Origin of the sequence: Bradyrhizobium sp. CCBAU 51765, assembly GCF_015291725.1 — a bacterium.
GTDB lineage: Bacteria > Pseudomonadota > Alphaproteobacteria > Rhizobiales > Xanthobacteraceae > Bradyrhizobium > Bradyrhizobium liaoningense.
Genome location: NZ_CP030038.1, coordinates 7792156 through 7810958, shown reverse-complemented (window position 1 = coordinate 7810958; position 18803 = coordinate 7792156). Strand labels below are relative to the sequence as shown.

The window sequence follows — 18803 nt, the reverse complement described above, 5'->3', positions numbered from 1 at the left end:
GCGACAGGGAGTGCTCGATGAAGGCCGCCGTGCTTTACGAAGTCAACAAGCCGCTCGTCATCGAGGATGTCAGCCTGCCGAAGCCGGGGCCGCGCGAAGTCCTGATCCGTACGACGGTCGCGGGGCTGTGTCACTCCGACCTGCATTTCATGGAAGGGCTCTATCCGCATCCGCTGCCGGCGGTGCTTGGGCACGAATCCGCCGGCGTGGTCGAGCAGGTCGGCTCCGATGTCACCTACGTCAAGCCGGGCGATCACGTCGTCACCTGCCTCTCGGTGTTCTGCGGCACCTGCGACAACTGCACCACGGGCCGCACCGTGCTCTGCACCGACACCACTGTGAAGTTGCTGCCGGGCGTCTCCAACCGCATGCAATGGTCCAAGCCCGAGAAGCTGCACCAGTTCCTCAACCTCTCCTCCTTCGCCGAGCAGATGCTGGTGCACGAGAACGCCATCGTCAAAATCCGCAAGGAGATGCCGCTCGATCTCGCCGCGCTGATCGGCTGCGGCGTCATCACCGGCTATGGCGCGGTGGTGAACACGGCGAAAGTGACGGCCGGCGAGACCGTGGCGGTGATCGGCTGCGGCGGCGTCGGCATGGCCGCGATCAACGGCGCGCAGATCGCCGGCGCCGGCCGCATCATCGCCATCGACACCAATCCTGCAAAACTCCAGCTCGCGACCAAGCTGGGCGCGACCGACATCATCAACCCAGCCGACGGCGATGTCGTGAAGCAGGTCCGCGACCTCACCAATGGCGGCGTGCACCATGCCTTCGAGGTGCTCGGCCGCAAGGAGACCGCCGAGCAGGCTTTTGCGATGCTCGCCGCCGGTGGCACCGCCACCATCGTCGGCATGATCCCGTTCGGCCAGAAGATCGAGCTGCACGGCTTCGACTTCCTGCGCGAGCGCAAGATCCAGGGCTCGTCGATGGGCTCCAACCACTTTCGGGTGGACATGCCGCGCCTGGTCGATTTCTACCTGCGCGGCCGCCTGCATCTGGAAGACTGGATCTCGGCCAAGCTGAAGCTGTCGGAGATCAACGAGGGCTTTGCCAACATGAAGGCAGGCAAGACGCTGCGCAGCGTGATCGTGTTCGATAGCTAGCGGCCGTCACGCTGTCATACCCCGGTCAAGCCCGGGCATGACAGCGGAGTGTGAGGACGGCTTGCCCTAACTCACCGCGACAAGTGACGCATCAATCATCGAACATCTTCGGCGGCACGAACCCGCCGAACTCGCGCTCGATCAGCTCGGCGAGCTTCAGCGGCGTGCGGTCCTCCAGCCACGGGCCGACGATCTGCACGCCGACGGGCAGGCCGCTCTTCGACAGACCGAGCGGAGCGGCCGTCGCAGGCAGGCCCGGAAGCGTCGCGATGCCCGGCCAGGCGAGCTGGTCGGAATAGGGGTAGTCCTTGCCGTCGATGCTGATACGCCGCAGCCGCTGCTCCGGCGAATGGTCATGCGGAAAGGCCGGCGTCGGCATGATCGGGCAGATCACCGCGTCGAAGCTCTTGAACAGCGCGCGCCATTGTGCCCGCAGGCCGGCGCGGCTGCCTGCGTCGAGCACCCAGGCGCGGTGGCTTGCGGTGATGCCGCGCAGTCGCTCCGCGCCGAGGCTGCGATCGTCCGGCGAAAGCTGGCTCGCCCGTGCCTGCGAATCCGCCAGCTCGTCGGGAGGTAAGAACGCGCCGAGGAAGCTCAGCAACATGCGCATGTAAAGCCGCGACGTCTCGACGAAGTCCGGGAGCAGCGGGCTCTCTCGTGCGACGGTCACGCCGGCCTTCGCAAGATCGGTTGCGAGCCTGTCGATCGCGCCGCGGACATCCCGGTCGGTCGGCAGCAGCGGATGGCTGTCGATCACCAGGACACGAAAATCCCGCAGCGACTGATGCCGTGCAGCCGGCAAGTCGAGCTTGTAGGCGACACCGGCATCCAGTGGATCGGGTCCGGCCATGACGTCGAGCAGCAGGGAGAGATCTGCTGCCGTGCGCGCCATCGGCCCGATGACCGCGAGGTCGCCCTCGCGCGGAATGGCTGGAAACGGCGGCGGGGTCTCGCCGCGCGCGGCGCACAGATTGATGGTCGGCTTGTGCGCGAAGACGCCGCAATGAAATGCCGGCACGCGCAGGGAGCCGCCGATGTCGGAGCCGGTCGCGAGCGCGCAATAGCCTGCGGCAAGGGCCGCCGACGATCCCCCGGACGAACCACCCGGTGTGCGCCCGAGATCGTAGGGGTTGTTGGTGGTGCCGTAGATGTCGTTGTAGCTCTGCCAGTCGCCGAGGCCGACCGGCACGTTGGTCTTGCCGAGGATTACGCCGCCGGCCTGCTTGATGCGCGCCACCGCCAGCGCGTCTTCCACAGGCTTGAAGTCCTTCTGGGGCACGAACCCCCAGGTCGTCGGCAGGCCGGCGATGTTGAAGGATTCCTTGATCGTCACGGGCAGGCCGAGCAGCGGCTTGCGCTCGCCGCGCGCCAGCGCCGCATCCGCTTCGCGCGCCGCAACGAGCGCGCGCTCGAAATCGCGTACGCAGATCGCATTGATCCTGCTGTCATGCCGTTCGATACGGGCGATCGCATCCTGCGTGAGCTCGACCGCCGAGACCTTCTTCGCGCTCAATGCGGCCGACAGCTCGACCGCGCTCTTGAAACTCCATTCCGATGGCGCCACACCGCTTCTCCCGCTCTGGTTGTTGGAGGATGATGCGCAGTTTGGCCGAACGCTGCAATCGCTGTTTGATGGCGATTGATATGCTGCTAGCTGTCAGCGGGGCTGCCAAACAGCTAAGTCAGTGTCATCGCCCGGCTTGACCGGTCGATCCAGGACGCCGAGACGCCTGCGGTTCAGTCGATAGGCCGCGGCGTACTGGATGCCCCGGTCAAGCCGGGGCATGACAGTGAGTGCGGAAGGTCTACGCCGCCCCGATCACGATCCCGACCGCCAGCACGATGGCGCCGCCCAGCACGATCTGGAACACCGCCTGGAGGAACGGGGTGTCCATGTAGCGCGAGCGGATGAAGGCGATCGCCCACAATTCGAAGAACACGACGACGCAGGCGATGGCGGTCGCGATCCAGAACGCGTTGGCCCAGCTGTCCGGTACAAGATAGGGCGCGGTGTGGCCGAGCCCGCCGAGCGTCGTCATCGCGCCGCAGGTGATGCCGCGCAGCCAGGGCGAGCCGCGCCCCGTGAGCGAGCCGTCGTCGGACAGCGCTTCCGCAAATCCCATGCTGATGCCGGCGCCGATCGAGGCGGCGAGGCCCACCAGGAACGTCTGCCAGTTCTGGTGCGTGGCGAAGGCCGCCGCAAACAGCGGCGCCAGCGTGGAGACCGATCCGTCCATCAGGCCAGCGAGGCCCGGCTGCACATATTGCAGCACGAACATGCGCCGCCGCGTGCGGTCCTCCTCGGCGCGCACGTCCGGCTTCAGGATCTCGTCGGTAAGTTTCGCGGCGGTGTGCTCGTGAGCCTTCTCGGCCTCGGCAAGGTCGCCGAGCAGCCGGCGCACGTTGACGTCCTCGGCCTGCTCGGCGGCCTTGGCGTAGAAGCGCTCGGCCTCGAGCTCCATGGTCTCGACTTCCCGGCGGATCGTGTCGAGCGGCAGGTTCTTGGTCAGCCAGATCGGGCGGCGGCGCAGGAAGCCCTTGACGTCCTCGCGGCGGATCGGCGGCAAATGCTGGCCGAAGCGCTCCTCGTAGGTTTCCAGCAGCATGTGGCGATGGCCGCGCTCCTCCTCGGCCATCTGCTCGAACAGCTTCGCGGAGTCGGGATAGCGTTCCTTCAGATCCTCGGCGAAGGTCATGTAGATCCGGCTGTCCTCCTCCTCGGAGGAGATCGCAACCGCCAGCACCTCGCGCTCGGTCAGATCGGCAAAATTCTTCACGGCCGCCCTGTCATAACTTTAGAACCATTCTAAACTATATAGGGCGCCGTGGTTCCCCGGTCAAATCAGGCAGGGCCGGTCCTGGTGAGGAAGTCCAGCAGCAATCGGCTGACCTCGGCCGGTTGCTCCTGCTGGACCCAATGGCCGGCGCCGTCGACGAGATGGCAGCCGAGCATCTTCGTGCATGTGCGCGCCTGCATCGTCTCGAACACGCCGGGGCGCTGATAAGTGCCCCAGTCCTGCTTGCCCGAGATGAAGCAGGAGGGCACGTCGATGCTGCGGCCGGCAAACAATTGCAGCTCGTTGTTGAAGGCGCCCGAGGTGCCGCAGCGATACCATTGCAGGCCGCCCTGGAATCCGGTGCGGCCATATTCGGCGCTGTAGTAAGCGAGCTCGCGGTCCGGCAGCCATTGATTGGCGGCGACCGCGGCCGGCGACGGCATTTCCTTGGCGACCGTCTCCGCCATGGTCTCCTTCAGGTCCATCACGTAATAGGTCGGCAGCTTCGCCAGCTCACCCGCCGACCACGACTCGAGCGGATACGGCTTGTTGCCGGTCCAGTCCGCGCTCTTGTGATGATAATAGGCGCGCAGGAAATCGTGCACGCCCTGCGGTGCGTGACGCATGTCGGTATTCGCCGCGCGCGTCGAATAGTACCATTGATAGTGCTTTCGCGGCCGCGGCAGCGCGGCAAGCTCGCGATGGGCGGGGTCCTCGGCGGCAGGCTTTGCCGGCGTGTCGACGGTGCCAAACGGCAGCGGCGGCGGTCCGCCGAACGGCGCGCTCATCATCGTCACCGAACGAAACACGTCGGGGCGGATCAAGGCGCACCAGGCGGCGACCGGGCTGCCGAAATCATGCCCGACCACGTCGACCTGCCTGTAGCCGAACGCCGACACCAGGGCGAGCGCATCGCGCACGAGGTTGAGGAGCCAGAAGGGCGCGAGATCGCCGTCGTACTCCGCGCTCCATCCCGTCGTGCGCCCATAACCGCGCTGATCCGGCGCGATCACGTGGTAACCTGCGTCAGCCAGCGCCGGCATTACCTTGCGCCAGGAGAAGGCCAGCTCCGGGAAGCCGTGCAGCAGCAGGATGCAGCGCCGTCCCCTGGTCTCGAATCCCGCCTCGAGCACATGCACGCGCAAGCCGTTGACGCCGTCGACATAACGCGAGCGGATTCCGGCGGGCAGGGGGATTGGGGGCAGATCGGCCATGTTGTTTCCTCCTTACCCTCCCTTGGAAGGGGAGGGTCGATCGCGCGAAGCGCGAGCGGGGTGGGGTGATCTCTCCACTCGCGCAGTGTTCAACGAGGAGAGACCGTCACCCCACCTCGGTTCGCATTTCGCTTCGCTGCATGCGAACCCATCCTCCCCCTTCAGGGGAGGATGGGAGTTCGCGGCGCGAGCCGCGCTAGATTACACCGCCGCGCAGACGAACCCATTGCCCTCGCGCCGGATCTTGCCGACCGACGGCGAGGGGAAATGCGCGGTGCAGCACAGCGTATCGGTGTCGCAATAGCGCTCCAGGAAGCTGCGGCGCGTCGTGGCTGCCTTGGCCGGATCGACGTCGAACTTGATCGACAGTTCCGGATAGAGCGTCTGCAACGGCGAGTGCATGAGATCGCCGGAGAACACCGCATCGTCCTTGCCGCGGCCCATCGTGATCGCGATATGGCCCGGCGTGTGACCGGGCGTCGGCAGGATGCGCACGTGGTCGCCGATCTGATGGTCGTTGCCGACGAGTTCGTGGCGCCCGGCTTCGACCACCGGCAGCACGCTGTCGGCGAAAGGCGGGACTTCCGCCTTCGCGTTCTGCGCGGACCAGTGGTCGAACTCCTGCTTGGCGAAGACGTAACGCGCCTTCGGGAAGGTCGGCACCCAGCGGCCGTTCTCCAGCCGCGTATTCCAGCCGACGTGATCGACATGGAGATGCGTGCACATCACGACGTCGATGTCGCCGACCGAGAACCCCGCGGCATCGAGCCCGCGCAGATAGGTGTCGTCGGTCTTCATGTTCCATTTCGGCCGCTGCGGCCGCGGCTTGTCGTTGCCGATGCAGCTGTCGATCAGGATGGTGTGGTGCGGCGTCGTCACCACGTACGATTGGAAACAGAGCAGCAGCACGTCCTGCTCGTCCAGCGCCTTCGCTTCGCGCATCCACGCCCGATTCTCGGCCAGCACCTCCGCCGTCAGTCCCGGCAGCATTTCCAGGGCCGGGACGAAGGAGGTTTCCTGCTCTATGATGCGATGGATGGTGAGATCGCCGACTGAGAACTTCAGGCTCATGAAAACTCCTGCGATTTACGCCGGAGGCGGCACCGATACTTTCACGGAGGGCCGCTCCAGCATCTTCTGGTGGAAGGCGTCGAGCTTGGGATAGGCCTTGCGCCAGCCGCAATCGGCGAAGCGGAAGTCGGCATAGCCGAGCACGCAAACGAGGCCGATCTGCGAGATGTCGAACGGGCCGTTCAGCACCTCCGGCATGTTCTCGAAGCGTGCCATGCCGGTCCAGGCCCGGTTCCAATGGTCGTCCGACCACGCCTGCCATTGCAGGCCCTGCGGCCGCGCCATCTTCTCGTAGCGACACAGCAGCATGGAATCGAGCATGCCGTTGATCAGGGAGTGGTTGGTCTTGGCCTTCCAGCGCCGCGGACCGTAATCCGGGATCAGGCTGCCGCCGGCCATCTCGTTGAGATATTCGACGATGACGTAGGAATCCAAAATGACGTCACCGTCATTGGTGATCAGCACCGGCAGCTTCTTCAGCGGCGTGATCTTCGAATAGTCCTCGTTGGCGGTGCCCGGCGTCACGCTTGCGGGCACGAACTCGATCTTGTCGATCAGCCCGAGCTCGATCGCGGCGATGCGCACCTTGCGGGCGAAGGGCGAGGCGGGGGAGAAGGTGAGCTTCATGAGGATGTCCTGCAATCGATCTTGTGCGAACGGTGTCTCCTCGTCATGGCCGGGCTTGACCCGGCCATCCACGCGTCGCGTCGTGGTCAGACTGTGAGACGTGGATGCCCGGGTCATCTTGCGCGAAGACGCGCTTCGCGCTTCTGCCCGGGCATGACGACGGTGTATGATGCGCGCGCGGCTTACGCCGCCACGATCTCCTGGCGCTGCTCGCCGAGACCTTCGATGCCGAGCGTGACGACGTCGCCGACATTGAGGAAGGTCGGCGGCTTCATGCCGAGGCCGACGCCGGGCGGGGTGCCCGTGGTGATGATGTCGCCGGGCAGCAGCGTCATGAACTGCGAGACATAGGAGATGCACTTGGCCATGGAGAAGATCATGGTCTTGGTCGACCCGGTCTGGCGGCGCTGGCCATTGACGTCGAGCCACATCGACAGGTTTTGCACGTCCTTGATCTCGTCCTTGGTGGCGAGCCAAGGGCCGAGCGGGCCGAACGTGTCGTGCGACTTGCCCTTGGTCCACTGGCCCAGACGCTCGATCTGGAAGGCGCGCTCGGAGACGTCGTTGCAGACGCAATAGCCGGCAACGTGGTTCAGCGCATCGGCTTCCGAGACGTATTTTGCGCGGGTGCCGATGATGGCGGCGATCTCGACCTCCCAGTCGAGCTTGGTCGAGCCGCGCGGCTTCTCGACCGGATCGTTCGGACCCGACAGCGAGGTGTTGGCCTTCATGAAGATGATCGGCTCGCTCGGAATATCGGCGCCGGTCTCTTTGGCATGGTCGCTGTAGTTGAGGCCGATCGCCACGAATTTCGAGATGCCGGTGACGGGCGCACCAAACCGCGGCTTGCCGGACACGGCGGGCAGCGCGGCGGGATCGAGCGCCGCCAGCTTCTTCAGGGACTCGGGCGAATAGGCTTCGCCGGTGAGGTCCTTCACATGCGCCGACAGGTCGCGCAGCTGGCCGGATCTGTCGATCAGGCCGGGCTTTTCCGCACCCTTCTCGCCGTAACGAACAAGCTTCATTCTCGTTTCTCCCTGGAGATTGGACCGATCGGTTAACAGCTTCATGGAACAGGGCGGCCGGAAATTCAACCGCCCAAAAGCGGTGCATTGCAGGCTTTCGTAATCGATAGGAGCGACCGTGTCCCGGACGCGGTGCAGCGTGCAACGCTGCTCCGCAGATCCGGGACCCAGATCGTGGTCACATAGGCCCCGGCTTGGCAGCGCATCACTTCGTGCTGCGCTGCATCCGGGGCACGATGCCTAGGTTGACGCCACAAACCTGAACGCGTCCCCGTCACGCTTGATATGCCCTGCCGAGAAGTGCCCGCCGATCACCAAGGTCGGCGTGTCGGCAAAGCGGCCAAACAATTCGCGCCGTGTCCTGGCGGATTGGCTCTGGTCGGAATCCGCGGTCGAGGACCAGTCGAGATGCGCCATCTGGCAGGGATGATGGGCGACGTCGCCGGTGAGCAGGGCCTGTTCGCCGTCCGACTGGATGAGGAGGCTCATATGGCCGGGACTGTGGCCGGGGGTCGGGATCATGCTGATCTCCTCGCAGAGCCGGTGATCGCTCGGGATCAGATCGGCCCTGTCGGCATCGACGATCGGCTGCACGGAATCGCCGAACACGGCCTGCTTGTCCGGCTCGGTCGAATGGTCGCGCCAGTATTCGTATTCGGTCCTGCCGAAAACGTAGCGCGCCTTCGGGAAGGTCGGCACCCATTTGCCGCCGGACAGCTTCGTATTCCAGCCGACGTGATCGACATGAAGATGCGTGCACAGCACGGTGTCGATGCTGTCGGGGGCAAAGCCGGCCGCCGTCATGGTCTCCAGGAACGGCGTGCTGCGGTTGTTCCAGGTCGGGACGTTGCGACCCTGCTTGTCGTTGCCGAGGCCGGTGTCGACCACGATGCGCCGACCAGGCGTCTCCACCACCAGCGAATGGATCGACATTTTCAGCCGGCCTTCCTCGGTGGCAAAATGCGGGATCAGCCAGGGCAGCTTGCAAATTTCCTCATTGCTCGCGAGCGGCAGGATAAAACGGGTCGAGCCGACCGTCTCCAATTCCGCCACTTTGGTGATTTTGACCTTGCCCACCTGCCACTGCATCCGGCACCTTCCCAGCTTCTTTTTGGTGCCGAAACATGCGGTTTTCCGCCGTCAAGCGCAATGGATCATCTGACGCGATGCGGCGTTATCGCGGGAACCCTGGAGAGAGCCATGCCGGAGCTTACGATTTCCGCCGAGAAGGTTGCCTTCATCATCGAGAAGGCGCGTGAATTCGACGTCAAGGAGGGGGATTCCGATCCGGATTCCGGCTCGAACCCGAGCGACGACGATGCGATCGATGTCCTCGAGGACAATGGCTCCGACCCCGTCGTGCAAGAGCTCGGCAGCTTCATGATCGCCTTGAACGAGGACGAGCAGGTCGATCTCGTCGCGCTGACCTGGCTTGGCCGCGGCGACGGCACGATCGACGATTGGGACGATTTGCGCGCCCGCGCCGTGGAGGCGCGCGGTGAGTATCGCAGCCCGCGCCGCGAAACGGTGCACTATCTGCTCGGCGAGCCGATGCTTGGCGACCTGCTCGCCAACGGGCTCGAGGAGTTCGGGATCGACTGGACCGGCGAGCGCCTCACCGCCGATTCCTCCGATCCCAGCGAGCGGGACGAGGACGAGGCGACGAAGCAGCGTTGATGATCGGGCTCTGACGCCTCCACATCGTCATGGCCGGGCATAGCCGTCCGAAGGACGGCGTCGCTTCCGCTCGCCTATGCCCGGCCATCCACGTCTTACTTGCCGAACGAAGAACGTGGATGCCCGGGACAAGCCCGGGCATGACGATCTTTCGTGATGCGATGAAGCCTTACAGCGTTCCTGGGAACGCACCACCGTCCAGCAGAATGTTCTGCCCGGTGATGAAGCCGGCCTTGGCGCCGCACAGGAAGGCGCAGGCATAGCCGAACTCGTCGGGCTGGCCGAAGCGTCCGGCGGGGTTCAGCTTGGCGCGCTCGGCCAGGATCTGCTGCGGCGTGACGCCGCGCTTGTCGGCTTCGCCCTTCGCGGTGCTGGTCAGGCGATCGGTCTCGAACGGGCCCGGCAGCAGGCCGTTGATGGTGACGTTGTTGATCACGGTCTTGCGCGACAGGCCCGCGATGAAGCCGGTGAGGCCGGCGCGCGCGCCGTTGGAGAGGCCGAGGATGTCGATCGGCGCCTTCACCGCGGCCGAGGTGATGTTGACGATGCGGCCGAACTTGCGTGCCATCATGCCGTCCACGGTCGCCTTGATCAGCTCGATCGGGGTCAGCATGTTGGCGTCGATCGCCTTGATCCAGTCGTCGCGGGTCCAGTTGCGGAAATCGCCGGGCGGCGGGCCGCCGGCATTGTTGATCAGGATGTCCGGCTCGGGGCACGCCTTCAGCACCGCCTCGCGGCCGGCCGGTGTCGTGATGTCGCCGACGATCTCGGTGACCGTCACGTCGGGATAGGCCTTGCGGATCTCGTCGGCGGTTTTCTTCAGGGCTTCGGCGCCGCGCGCGGTCAGCGTGACGTGAACGCCGGCGTCCGCCAGCGAGATGGCGCAGGCGCGCCCGAGGCCTTTGCTGGATGCGCAGACGATGGCGCGGCGACCTTTGATCCCAAGATCCACTGTTTCACTCCCGTAATGTCAGGCAGGTTTTGGACGGCGGCACTCTAGCCAACTGTTGCGCCGCTGATAAGGGATCGGCTCGCACCAAAATGCATGCGCGCCCACGCCGCGATGCAAATGCGCCAGATCAGATGCGCCGCTCCTGCTTGAGGCGGTCGATCGCGGAGGCCGCCTCCGGCGGCAGCGACTTGAAGCCCATCTGGCCGGCGGCCGAGAACAGCGGCCGCAGATGCGAGCCGACGAGGAACGGCGGCTCGCGGTTGGCCGGCACGATCTGGTCGAACACCAGCACCAGCGTGGTGGCGACGAGGCCGACCCTGATGGCGCCGAGCGCGGCGCCGCCGAGCCGGTCGCCGATTCCCGTTTCGCCGACGGTGTCGTTCAGCGCGATGCGGCCGATATGGCCGAACAGCATGCCCACCACCACGAAGATCGCGAAGAACCAGATCCAGTTCTGGAGCAGCGGCGAGTTTGCATTGCCGGCAATCTGCGGTGCGATCATCGGCATCAGCGCAACCGCGATCGGCGCGGCGAGGAGATAGGCGAGGATAGTCATGGCGCTGCGCAGCAGGCCGGTCCTGAACCCGAAGCCGACCGCGACGGCGAGCGCGGCATACACGGCGAGATCGAAACTGTTCATGAGCGAAACCCTGCCTCTGGAACGAATGAACGCCGAACCGATCATTCCGGTTTCAGATCGCTAAAATCGTCTGTATTGATGGCCCCAAAGCTCGCGGGATGCGCCCAAGGAATCGGCAAGGAAATCGTCATGTCAGACCTATTCGACGTCAGTAAAGAAACCATCCTCGTCACGGGCGCGAGCCAGGGGCTGGGCCGGCAGTTTGCACGGGTGCTGGCGGCGCATGGTGCGGCCGTCGTGCTGGCTGCGCGGCAGACCGACAAGCTGAAGAGCCTCGAGGAGGAGATCCGCGGCAAGGGTGGCCGCGCGGCCGCGGTCGCGCTCGATGTCACCGACACCGCCTCGATCGCTGGGGCTGTCGACGCCGCCGAAGCCGCGCTCGGCTCCGTCACCGTGCTGATCAACAATGCCGGCATCGCCATCGAGAAGCTCGCGACCGAGCAGACCGAGGCAGACTGGGACGCGGTGATCGGCGCCAACCTGAAGGGGGCGTATTTCCTCGCGACCGAGATCGCCCGCCGCATGATTGCGCGCAAGCAGGAAGGCAACATCGTCAACATCGCCTCTGTGCTCGGCACCGGCGTCCTGAAGGCGGTCTCGCCCTACGCGATCTCCAAGGCCGGCATCATCCAGGCGACCAAAGCGATGGCGCTGGAGCTGGCGGGGCAGAACATCCGCATCAACGCGCTCGCGCCCGGCTATATCGACACCGAAATGAACCATGCGTTCTGGTCGACGCCATCAGGCGAGCGCCTCGCCAAACGCATCCCCCAGCGCCGCGTCGGCGCCGAATCCGATCTCGACGGCGCCATCCTGCTGCTGGCGTCCAACGCGTCGCGGTACATGACCGGGAGCGTGGTGACGGTGGACGGCGGGTTCTTGCTGAATTGAGCTTCCCTTTCGCCTCTCCCCGCGTGCGGCAGGGCTATCGCATATGAACCTTCACCAGAGGTCGTCATGCCCAGGCTTGTCCCGGGCATCCACGTTCTTTGTGCTGCGTAGCAAGGCGTGGATGGCCGGGACAAGCCCGGCCATGACGATGTGGAGACTATCGTGCCCCAAAAGTGTACTGCTCATATGCGATAGCCCTGCCGCGCGGGGAGAGGCCGGAATTTGCGGGAGCAAATTCCGGGCGAGGGGGAGCCTCCGCGCGTCGAGATGATCTGTACAGTTACTGCTCCATCCGCATCGTCATTGCGAGCGCAGCGAAGCAATCCGGAGTCTTGCCGCGGAGGGCTTCTGGATTGCTTCGCTGCGCTCGCAATGACGGAAGAGAGGGCTAGCGCATCTCCCCCCTGATCATATCCGCCGCCTTCTCGCCGATCATGATGGTCGGCGCATTGGTGTTGCCGCCGATCAGCGTCGGCATGATCGAGGCGTCGACGACGCGCAGGGCTTCGAGCCCGTGCACCTTCAACGCCGGATCGACCACGGCCATCGCGTCCGTTCCCATCTTGCAGGTGCCGACGGGATGATAGACGGTGTCGACGCGCTCGCGCAGCACGGCGCGGATATCGTCGTCGCTGCGCACGTTGGCGGTGAACATGTCCTTCTTCTGCAGCGCGCGCAGCGCCGGTGTCTCCATCAGGCGGCGCGTGGTCTTGAAGCCCGCGACCATGGTCTCGAGATCGTCCTCGTGCCCAAGGAAGTTCGGATCGATCAGCGGCGCCTGCATCGCATCAAGGTTGGCGAGCGAAACGCTGCCGCGGCTCTTCGGCCGGAGCAGGCAGACATGGCAGGAGAAGCCGCTACCCTTATGGCGCTTGCGGCCGTGGTCGTCGACCATCGCCATGCCGAAATGCAATTGAATGTCGGGGATGTCGAGATCGGGCCGCGTCTTCAGGAAGCCGCCGCATTCGGCGAAATTGGAAGTGAGGGGACCGCGGCGCTCCCGCCGATATTGCAGGATGGCGCGGATCAGCCGCGGCATGCCCTTCAGCGAGATGCCGGAGAAATAGGGACTGTCGGACATGTAGCCGAAGATGAAGTCGGGATGATCCTGCAGGTTCTGTCCGACGCCCGGCAGATGATGCACGCTTGCGATGCCGTGCCCGTGCAGCGCGGCGGCATCGCCGATGCCCGACAGCATCAGGAGCTGCGGCGACTGGAACGCGCCGGCGGCCAGGATCACCTCACGCCGCGCGCGAAGCTGCTTCAATTCCTTGCCCTGGCGGTATTCGACGCCGACCGCGCGCCTGCCATCGAACAGGATGCGCGTGGCATGCGCCTGGGTCACCACGCGCAGGTTCGCGCGCTTGCCCATGTGCGGATGGACATAGGCCCGCGCCGCGCTCCAGCGCTCGCCGTTCCTTTGCGTCACCTGGTAGATGCCGAGGCCTTCATGGTCGTCAGTGTTGAAATCCTCGCGGATGCGGAATTGCCCCTCCTGCGCCGCCTGCAGGAAGATCTGCTGCACCGGATTGCCGGAGCGCAATTTGTTGACGAAGAGCGGCCCATCCTTGCCGTGATACTCGCCGTCGAAATCGGCGTTGTTCTCCGAGCGCTTGAAATAGGGCAGCACGTCGGCATAGGCCCAGCCGGCATTGCCGAGCGAGGCCCAGTGGTCGTAATCGGCGCGGTGCCCGCGGATATAGACCATGGCGTTGATCGCCGACGAGCCGCCGAGGCCCTTGCCGCGCGGCTGATAGCCGATGCGGCCGTTCAGCCCCTTCTGCGGCACGGTGTTGAACGCCCAGTTGTTGACGTTGCCGGCGACCATCAGCACCAGCGCGCCCGGCGTGGTCACGACCCAGTTGTCGCAAGCCCCGCCGGCATCGAGCAGCGCCACGGACGTCGCCGCATCCTCCGACAGCCGCCCCGCGACAGTGCAGCCGCCCGAGCCCGCGCCCACGACGACGAAATCGAATGTGTCGGTCAATTGTTTCCCCCTGCCTCTTCTCGTCATTGCGAGCGCAGCGAAGCAATCCAGGCTGTCACCGCGGAGGGATTCTGGATTGCTTCGCTGCGCTCGCAATGACGGCGTTTGTGTAGCCCCTACGACATGAACCGCATCAGCTTCTCCAGCCGCGCGATCTTGCCGCCATAGGGCGGATAGAGATCGGCGAGGCGGTTGAACCTGGAGCGATAGAACACCGGCTTCAGCTTGCTGAACGTCCTGAAACCCCACTCGCCGTGATAGGCGCCGGTGCCGGAGGCGCCGACGCCGCCCATCGGCTGGTTCACTTGCGTGAAGTGGAACAGGCAGTCGTTGATCGTGACCCCGCCGGAGACGGTGCGCGCCAGCATCTCGTCGCGCGCGGCAGCGTCCTTGCCGAACCAGTACAGCGCCAGCGGCCGGTCGCGACGGTTGATGAAGGCGATCGCCTCCGCCGGGTCGCGAGTGCCCAGCACCGGCAGCACCGGGCCAAAGATCTCCTCCTGCATCGCCGCCATCGTTTCGGTCGCACCAGCGATCAGCGTCGGCGGGAATTTGCGATGCGCCTTCCAGTTGGGATCGTCGGGCTTTGCCGGCTGCAGGATTTTTGCGCCGTGCTGGGCTGCGTCCGCGACCAGGCCTTCGAGCCGGGCATAATGCCGGTCGGAGATGATCGAGGTGTAATCCTTGTTGGCGGGATCGGTGCCGAACATGCGCCGCATCTGCGCGCGGACCTTCTCGGCGAAGGCCTGCACCGAGCGCTCCGGCACCAGCACGTAGTCCGGCGCGATGCACGTCTGCCCGGCATTGAGAAGTTTTCCATAGGCTATGCGCTCGGCGGCCTCGTCGAGATCGGCTGAGGCATCGATGATCGCGGGCGACTTGCCGCCGAGCTCGAGCGTGACAGGGGTCAGATTGCGTCCGGCGGCCTCCGCGACCAGCCGGCCGACCCGGGTCGAGCCGGTGAACACGAGATGATCGAACGGCAGGTTCGCAAAACCCTTGGCGACCTCGTCCTCGACGCCGGTGATCAGCACCTCGGTGCCGTCGAACCGCTGTGCGACCGTCTCCTGGAGCAGCGCCGAGAAGTGCGGGACCAGCTCGCTCGGCTTGATGATGACGCGGTTGCCGGCGGCGATCGCGCCGATCGCGGGCGCGAGCGTGAGCTGGAGCGGGTAATTCCACGGCGCGATGATGCCGACGACGCCGAGCGGCTGCGGCATCAGCCGGTTGCGCGCGGGCAGGAATTGCAGCGCGGTGGCGACGTGGTGCGGCGTCATCCAGGCCTTGAGGTGCTTGGTGGCATGCCGGATCTCGGAGAATAGCAGCATGGTTTCGGCGATGGTGGTCTCGACCGCGCAGCGGTGGCCGAAATCGGCCGAGATCGCCTGCCGGAAGCGTTCCTCGTTGTCGGCGACCACCGCGCGCAGCCGTGCCAGCCGGTCGAGCCGCTGGGCGAGGTCCGGCGCCGGCTCGTCCCGCGACCGCGCGCGCATGGCATGGAAGGCCTCTTCGAGGGCCCGCAGCGGGGCGCTCGTCAGGGATTTGTCCACGGGTTCCTCCCTCCAGGCGTTTCAGCCTGAATCTTGTTGCCGCAAGCTGGCGCTTTGCGGAACTTCTGGCAAGAGCGCGCGGAACGCAGCGGAAATTCGTCCATCCCCTGTCATAAAGTCGAAAAAAACGTTCCCGCAGCCCTTTCCAAAGGCACCCCGCCTTGATACATACGCCCCGCACCCGATGGGCTTTGCCCCGGGGTCGCCTTCCAAGGAAGCCTTTGGGACGGAAGAGCAAGCCACGCGAACAGCGCCGGCCTCAACCGACCGTCCCCGGGATTTCCGCAAAGGCACGCAGCGATTTAACGCGGGGTGGAGCAGCCCGGTAGCTCGTCAGGCTCATAACCTGAAGGTCATAGGTTCAAATCCTATCCCCGCAACCAAGTTGATAAAATACCCCAGCAATCTCACAGGATTGCTGGGGTATTGTTTTGGTGCCGAGGTCGAACCCAACAACATCAATAGCTTAGCTTGCGGGTTCAAATCGCCCCGCAACGACCCATTCGCATCTTCACCAGACGAAAAATCTCCCAGTGGGAAAGCTTCGCGGCGTCGATATTTCGATCGGCCAATTCGTCTTCCGGCACCGCCTTGTTGTTCGCGGCGTCTGAATCAAAGACCGGCCGCGCGCTTACTTCAACAGTTCATCGAGCGCAGCATGTTCTGGGTCCAGCGAGGAACTGCCCTATTTGGATCTGAAGTGGATGACGCCGTCCCAATCTTGGGGCGGGGGCTCCAGCAGAAATCCGACAACGCGATCGAGATAGATTCCAGCCACGACATCTTCGGGATGCTCGGTGGCAAACCCCTCCAGAGCGTTGAGCGTGCGCAGCCAATCCTTGCTGGCGTACATCTCATAGACACTATTCCAGTCCCGGACGAGCTTCGCCATTTCCGGGGTGACGCGGTATTCCTCGGGGCCATCGATCATGCCGAGAAGTTCGAAGACGTTCAGCGCCTTTCCTGCGCCCTTCGGCTGGCTGCGGTCCACGCGCCGAAATAGGAATTCTCGCGAACAGAGATCTGCAACCTGTCCACTCGCGAGAATGCCGGTCCCATAATACTTGTTCAGTGCCTCCAGGCGCGCGGCGATGTTCACGGTGTCGCCAATCGCGGTGTAGTCGATTCGATCGGACGACCCGACATTTCCCAGCACGGCCTCGCCGACGTGAATCCCGAAGCGCGTCTGCCAAGGGGGCAAACCTTCCTTGACCCACCGCTCGTTCAAACGTCGCGCTACGGCGCGGCATGCAAGGGTCGTCGCGCAGGCCACATGTTCGTGTCGCGCAACCGGAAGCGGCGCATTCCAGAACGCGAAAATTGCGTCGCCGATGAATTTGTCCACCGTTCCACTCTCCTTGATGATCAAGGACGCGAGCTCTTCAAAGTATTCGGACAGTCTCACCATGAGATTCTCAGCTGGCATGCCCTCGGCGATGCGAGTGAAATCCTTGACATCGGTAAACAGTATGCTGACGCGGCGGGTCTCTCCGCCGACCTCAACCAGGCTCTCGCTTTCGAGAAGATCCTTGACCAGCGCCTTCGGTACGAATTTGGAAACTTCGCGAATCGTGCCCTTCATGCCGGACATTGACCTGATGAGCGTGTTGATCTCACGCACCCGCGATTCCATTCTGATCGGATCAGCCAGTTGGAACGATCGTATCAATTCCGCCTCGTCGGAAAGCTTCCTGAGCGGCTTCGAAATCGAGTGCGCGAGGTAAATGATGGCCGGCAGGGCAAGAACAAAGACGAGCAATGCGGTGGGGATGTTTCGCGCAGCGGCGTGGGCCAGAGACCCCAGAAAGTCCGAGAGAGGAGCCGCATAAAGCACAAAGAAGACGCCTCCGTCTCTGGCGACCTGCCGGACCACTGTGGCCAGATACTCCGTACCGGCTACATCAAGATTGGCCAGTTGGTAGGGACCGCTGCGTGCGAAGATCTGCAATGCTTCCCGAACCACGGGGTCGGTAAGATCGGTGGTCCTTGCGAGTTCGGTCGCTTGGGTTTCCCCTGCGCTGGGGACTTTGAACATCCGATCAGGATCGAAGTGAGCGAGCAGACGATTCTCTTCGTCAAATGCCACGAATCGCTGCTCTTCATTCGATCTGACCGACCGGACATAGGCCATCAACCGGTCGAGTGTGATGTCGACGCCGACGACACCGCCTTCAAATGCCTTTGCCAGGGTCATTCCTGCCTGCGAGGTGGCCGCGAATATATACGGCAGCGTGCGGGCGACGCTTTGCGGTTGTGCGCGCGCGCTACGATACCAATCGCGGCGACGAGGGTCATAGGCGGGAAGCTGATTGCCAAGCGTCCCAATCTGCTGGCGATTGGAGTCGAGAAATCGCCAGGTTTCGACGCGAACGCCGCTGCCGTCGACGCGGATCTCCCGAATCGCGAACCGGGTCGTCCGAGGCCCGCCCAGACCTGCGATAAAGGAGTTCTCGGCTTCCGAGATCGACAGAACGTGAAAGAAATTCCCGTTCTCGAAACCAGCATACACCGCGGATATCTGCGGGCTCAGCGTCAAGCTGGAGAGGATCAGAGGCAGGATCGCCTCCTTCGAGCCGGAGGCCTGATGGAACGTGGGATCGTTGCCGAGTTGCTCGGTCATCAAGAAGGCGGTCGCAAAAAATGCGAGACGTCGCTCATTGATCCGGTCTATTTTCGCCTTGAACGTATCGGATGCGACCTTGATCGCGGTCTTGCGGTCCTCAACGTAGTTGGCGACCGTAACTCCGGCGCCTACCAGCAGCGAGGCGGTCAGGAAGAGTGTCAGGACCGTCACGAAGAGAGGGATGCGCGAGATGCGAGCCGGAGCGGGATACATTGAACTGCCGCCTCCGCGGACGTTTTATTGCGTAGACAGGTCGATAATGCGCTTCGACAGATAGTCGACCCAGTAGCGAAGGAACGGGTCGGCTTCATCCAGTTTCTGTTTGAGCTTTTCCTCGCTCACGGCCAGCAACTCGCATCCGCCTTTCGTAAAAGCCGACGCGGCGCGCTGCGCTCCGGCCATGAGCGCGTGAACGCCGAACATCTGCCCGGGCTTCAGCTCCGTCAAAGCGCGCTGTTGAGCCGTTCCGTATCCAACGAAAATCGTGACGTCGCCCCGAAGCAGGATATAGGCGATCGTTCCCAACTCACCTTCGGCGAAGATCGTTGCGCCCGCGGGAAACACCCTTCGATCTAGGCCTTTCCATGCGGACTGGACCGCGGTCTTTGCATTTCCGGGCTCGAACGTCATTCGAAAGCCCTCAATTGAGGCGGCGGATGCCCA

Annotated in this window: 16 protein-coding genes and 1 tRNA gene; 4 read left to right on the top strand and 13 right to left on the bottom strand. The window is 64.2% G+C overall.

All coding sequences use genetic code 11. The features are described 5' to 3' along the window. The first annotated feature begins 17 nt into the window (after positions 1-17). On the top strand, positions 18-1106 hold the full coding sequence (locus XH96_RS36175; RefSeq protein ID WP_194390056.1) for a Zn-dependent alcohol dehydrogenase: 1089 nt from the start codon (positions 18-20) through the stop codon (positions 1104-1106). Positions 1107-1197: 91 nt separating this feature from the next. Here the strand turns inward: XH96_RS36175 and XH96_RS36170 are convergent, their stop codons facing one another. The 7 genes from XH96_RS36170 to XH96_RS36140 all read right to left on the bottom strand — a co-directional run bounded on the left by XH96_RS36170 (position 1198) and on the right by XH96_RS36140 (position 8909). Then, on the bottom strand, positions 1198-2670 hold the full coding sequence (locus tag XH96_RS36170; protein WP_194390055.1) for an amidase: 1473 nt from the start codon (positions 2668-2670) through the stop codon (positions 1198-1200). 241 nt (positions 2671-2911) lie between these two features. Beyond that, positions 2912-3883: an iron exporter MbfA gene (mbfA, locus tag XH96_RS36165; RefSeq protein ID WP_194390054.1), complete on the bottom strand. Its 972-nt coding sequence runs from the start codon at positions 3881-3883 to the stop codon at positions 2912-2914. A gap of 65 nt (positions 3884-3948) precedes the next feature. Next, complete coding sequence (locus XH96_RS36160; RefSeq protein ID WP_194390053.1) at positions 3949-5097, bottom strand: alpha/beta hydrolase; 1149 nt, start codon at positions 5095-5097, stop codon at positions 3949-3951. 201 nt (positions 5098-5298) lie between these two features. After that, positions 5299-6168, bottom strand: a complete 870-nt coding sequence (locus XH96_RS36155) for an MBL fold metallo-hydrolase (RefSeq protein ID WP_194390052.1) — start codon at positions 6166-6168, stop codon at positions 5299-5301. A 15-nt stretch (positions 6169-6183) separates the two neighbouring features. Continuing rightward, positions 6184-6795 (bottom strand): glutathione S-transferase family protein, encoded by a 612-nt coding sequence (locus XH96_RS36150; protein ID WP_194394392.1) that lies wholly within the window; start codon positions 6793-6795, stop codon positions 6184-6186. A gap of 182 nt (positions 6796-6977) precedes the next feature. Beyond that, entirely contained in the window at positions 6978-7820 is an 843-nt protein-coding gene (locus tag XH96_RS36145; RefSeq protein WP_194390051.1) for a fumarylacetoacetate hydrolase family protein, read from the bottom strand. Positions 7821-8060: 240 nt separating this feature from the next. Then, entirely contained in the window at positions 8061-8909 is an 849-nt protein-coding gene (locus XH96_RS36140) for an MBL fold metallo-hydrolase (protein WP_194390050.1), read from the bottom strand. A 111-nt stretch (positions 8910-9020) separates the two neighbouring features. On the opposite strand from XH96_RS36140, the gene XH96_RS36135 reads away from it, so the two are divergent. After that, entirely contained in the window at positions 9021-9497 is a 477-nt protein-coding gene (locus tag XH96_RS36135; protein ID WP_194390049.1) for a DUF3775 domain-containing protein, read from the top strand. Between the two features lie 169 nt (positions 9498-9666). On the opposite strand, the gene XH96_RS36130 is transcribed toward XH96_RS36135, so the two are convergent. Then, positions 9667-10449, bottom strand: a complete 783-nt coding sequence (locus XH96_RS36130; protein ID WP_035669603.1) for an SDR family oxidoreductase — start codon at positions 10447-10449, stop codon at positions 9667-9669. 127 nt (positions 10450-10576) lie between these two features. Beyond that, on the bottom strand, positions 10577-11089 hold the full coding sequence (locus XH96_RS36125; protein WP_194390048.1) for a CvpA family protein: 513 nt from the start codon (positions 11087-11089) through the stop codon (positions 10577-10579). Positions 11090-11218: 129 nt separating this feature from the next. On the opposite strand from XH96_RS36125, the gene XH96_RS36120 reads away from it, so the two are divergent. Then, entirely contained in the window at positions 11219-11980 is a 762-nt protein-coding gene (locus tag XH96_RS36120; protein WP_194390047.1) for an SDR family oxidoreductase, read from the top strand. A gap of 388 nt (positions 11981-12368) precedes the next feature. Here XH96_RS36120 and XH96_RS36115 read toward each other — a convergent pair whose 3' ends face one another. Then, positions 12369-13967 carry a GMC family oxidoreductase gene (locus tag XH96_RS36115; protein ID WP_194390046.1) on the bottom strand — a complete coding sequence of 533 codons (1599 nt, stop codon included), beginning with the start codon at positions 13965-13967 and terminating at the stop codon, positions 12369-12371. A 116-nt stretch (positions 13968-14083) separates the two neighbouring features. After that, the gene (locus XH96_RS36110) at positions 14084-15460 is read right to left on the bottom strand and encodes a coniferyl aldehyde dehydrogenase (RefSeq protein WP_371740194.1); all 1377 of its coding nucleotides are present in this window, start codon (positions 15458-15460) and stop codon (positions 14084-14086) included. Between the two features lie 363 nt (positions 15461-15823). Here XH96_RS36110 and XH96_RS36105 point away from each other — a divergent pair. Continuing rightward, positions 15824-15900: transfer RNA gene (locus XH96_RS36105), tRNA-Met, on the top strand. Between the two features lie 302 nt (positions 15901-16202). Here XH96_RS36105 and XH96_RS36100 read toward each other — a convergent pair. Together XH96_RS36100 and XH96_RS36095 are read right to left on the bottom strand one after the other, a co-directional pair. After that, entirely contained in the window at positions 16203-18353 is a 2151-nt protein-coding gene (locus XH96_RS36100) for an adenylate/guanylate cyclase domain-containing protein (RefSeq protein ID WP_194390044.1), read from the bottom strand. A gap of 24 nt (positions 18354-18377) precedes the next feature. Further along, entirely contained in the window at positions 18378-18770 is a 393-nt protein-coding gene (locus tag XH96_RS36095; protein ID WP_194390043.1) for a cyclic nucleotide-binding domain-containing protein, read from the bottom strand. Positions 18771-18803: the final 33 nt, after the last annotated feature.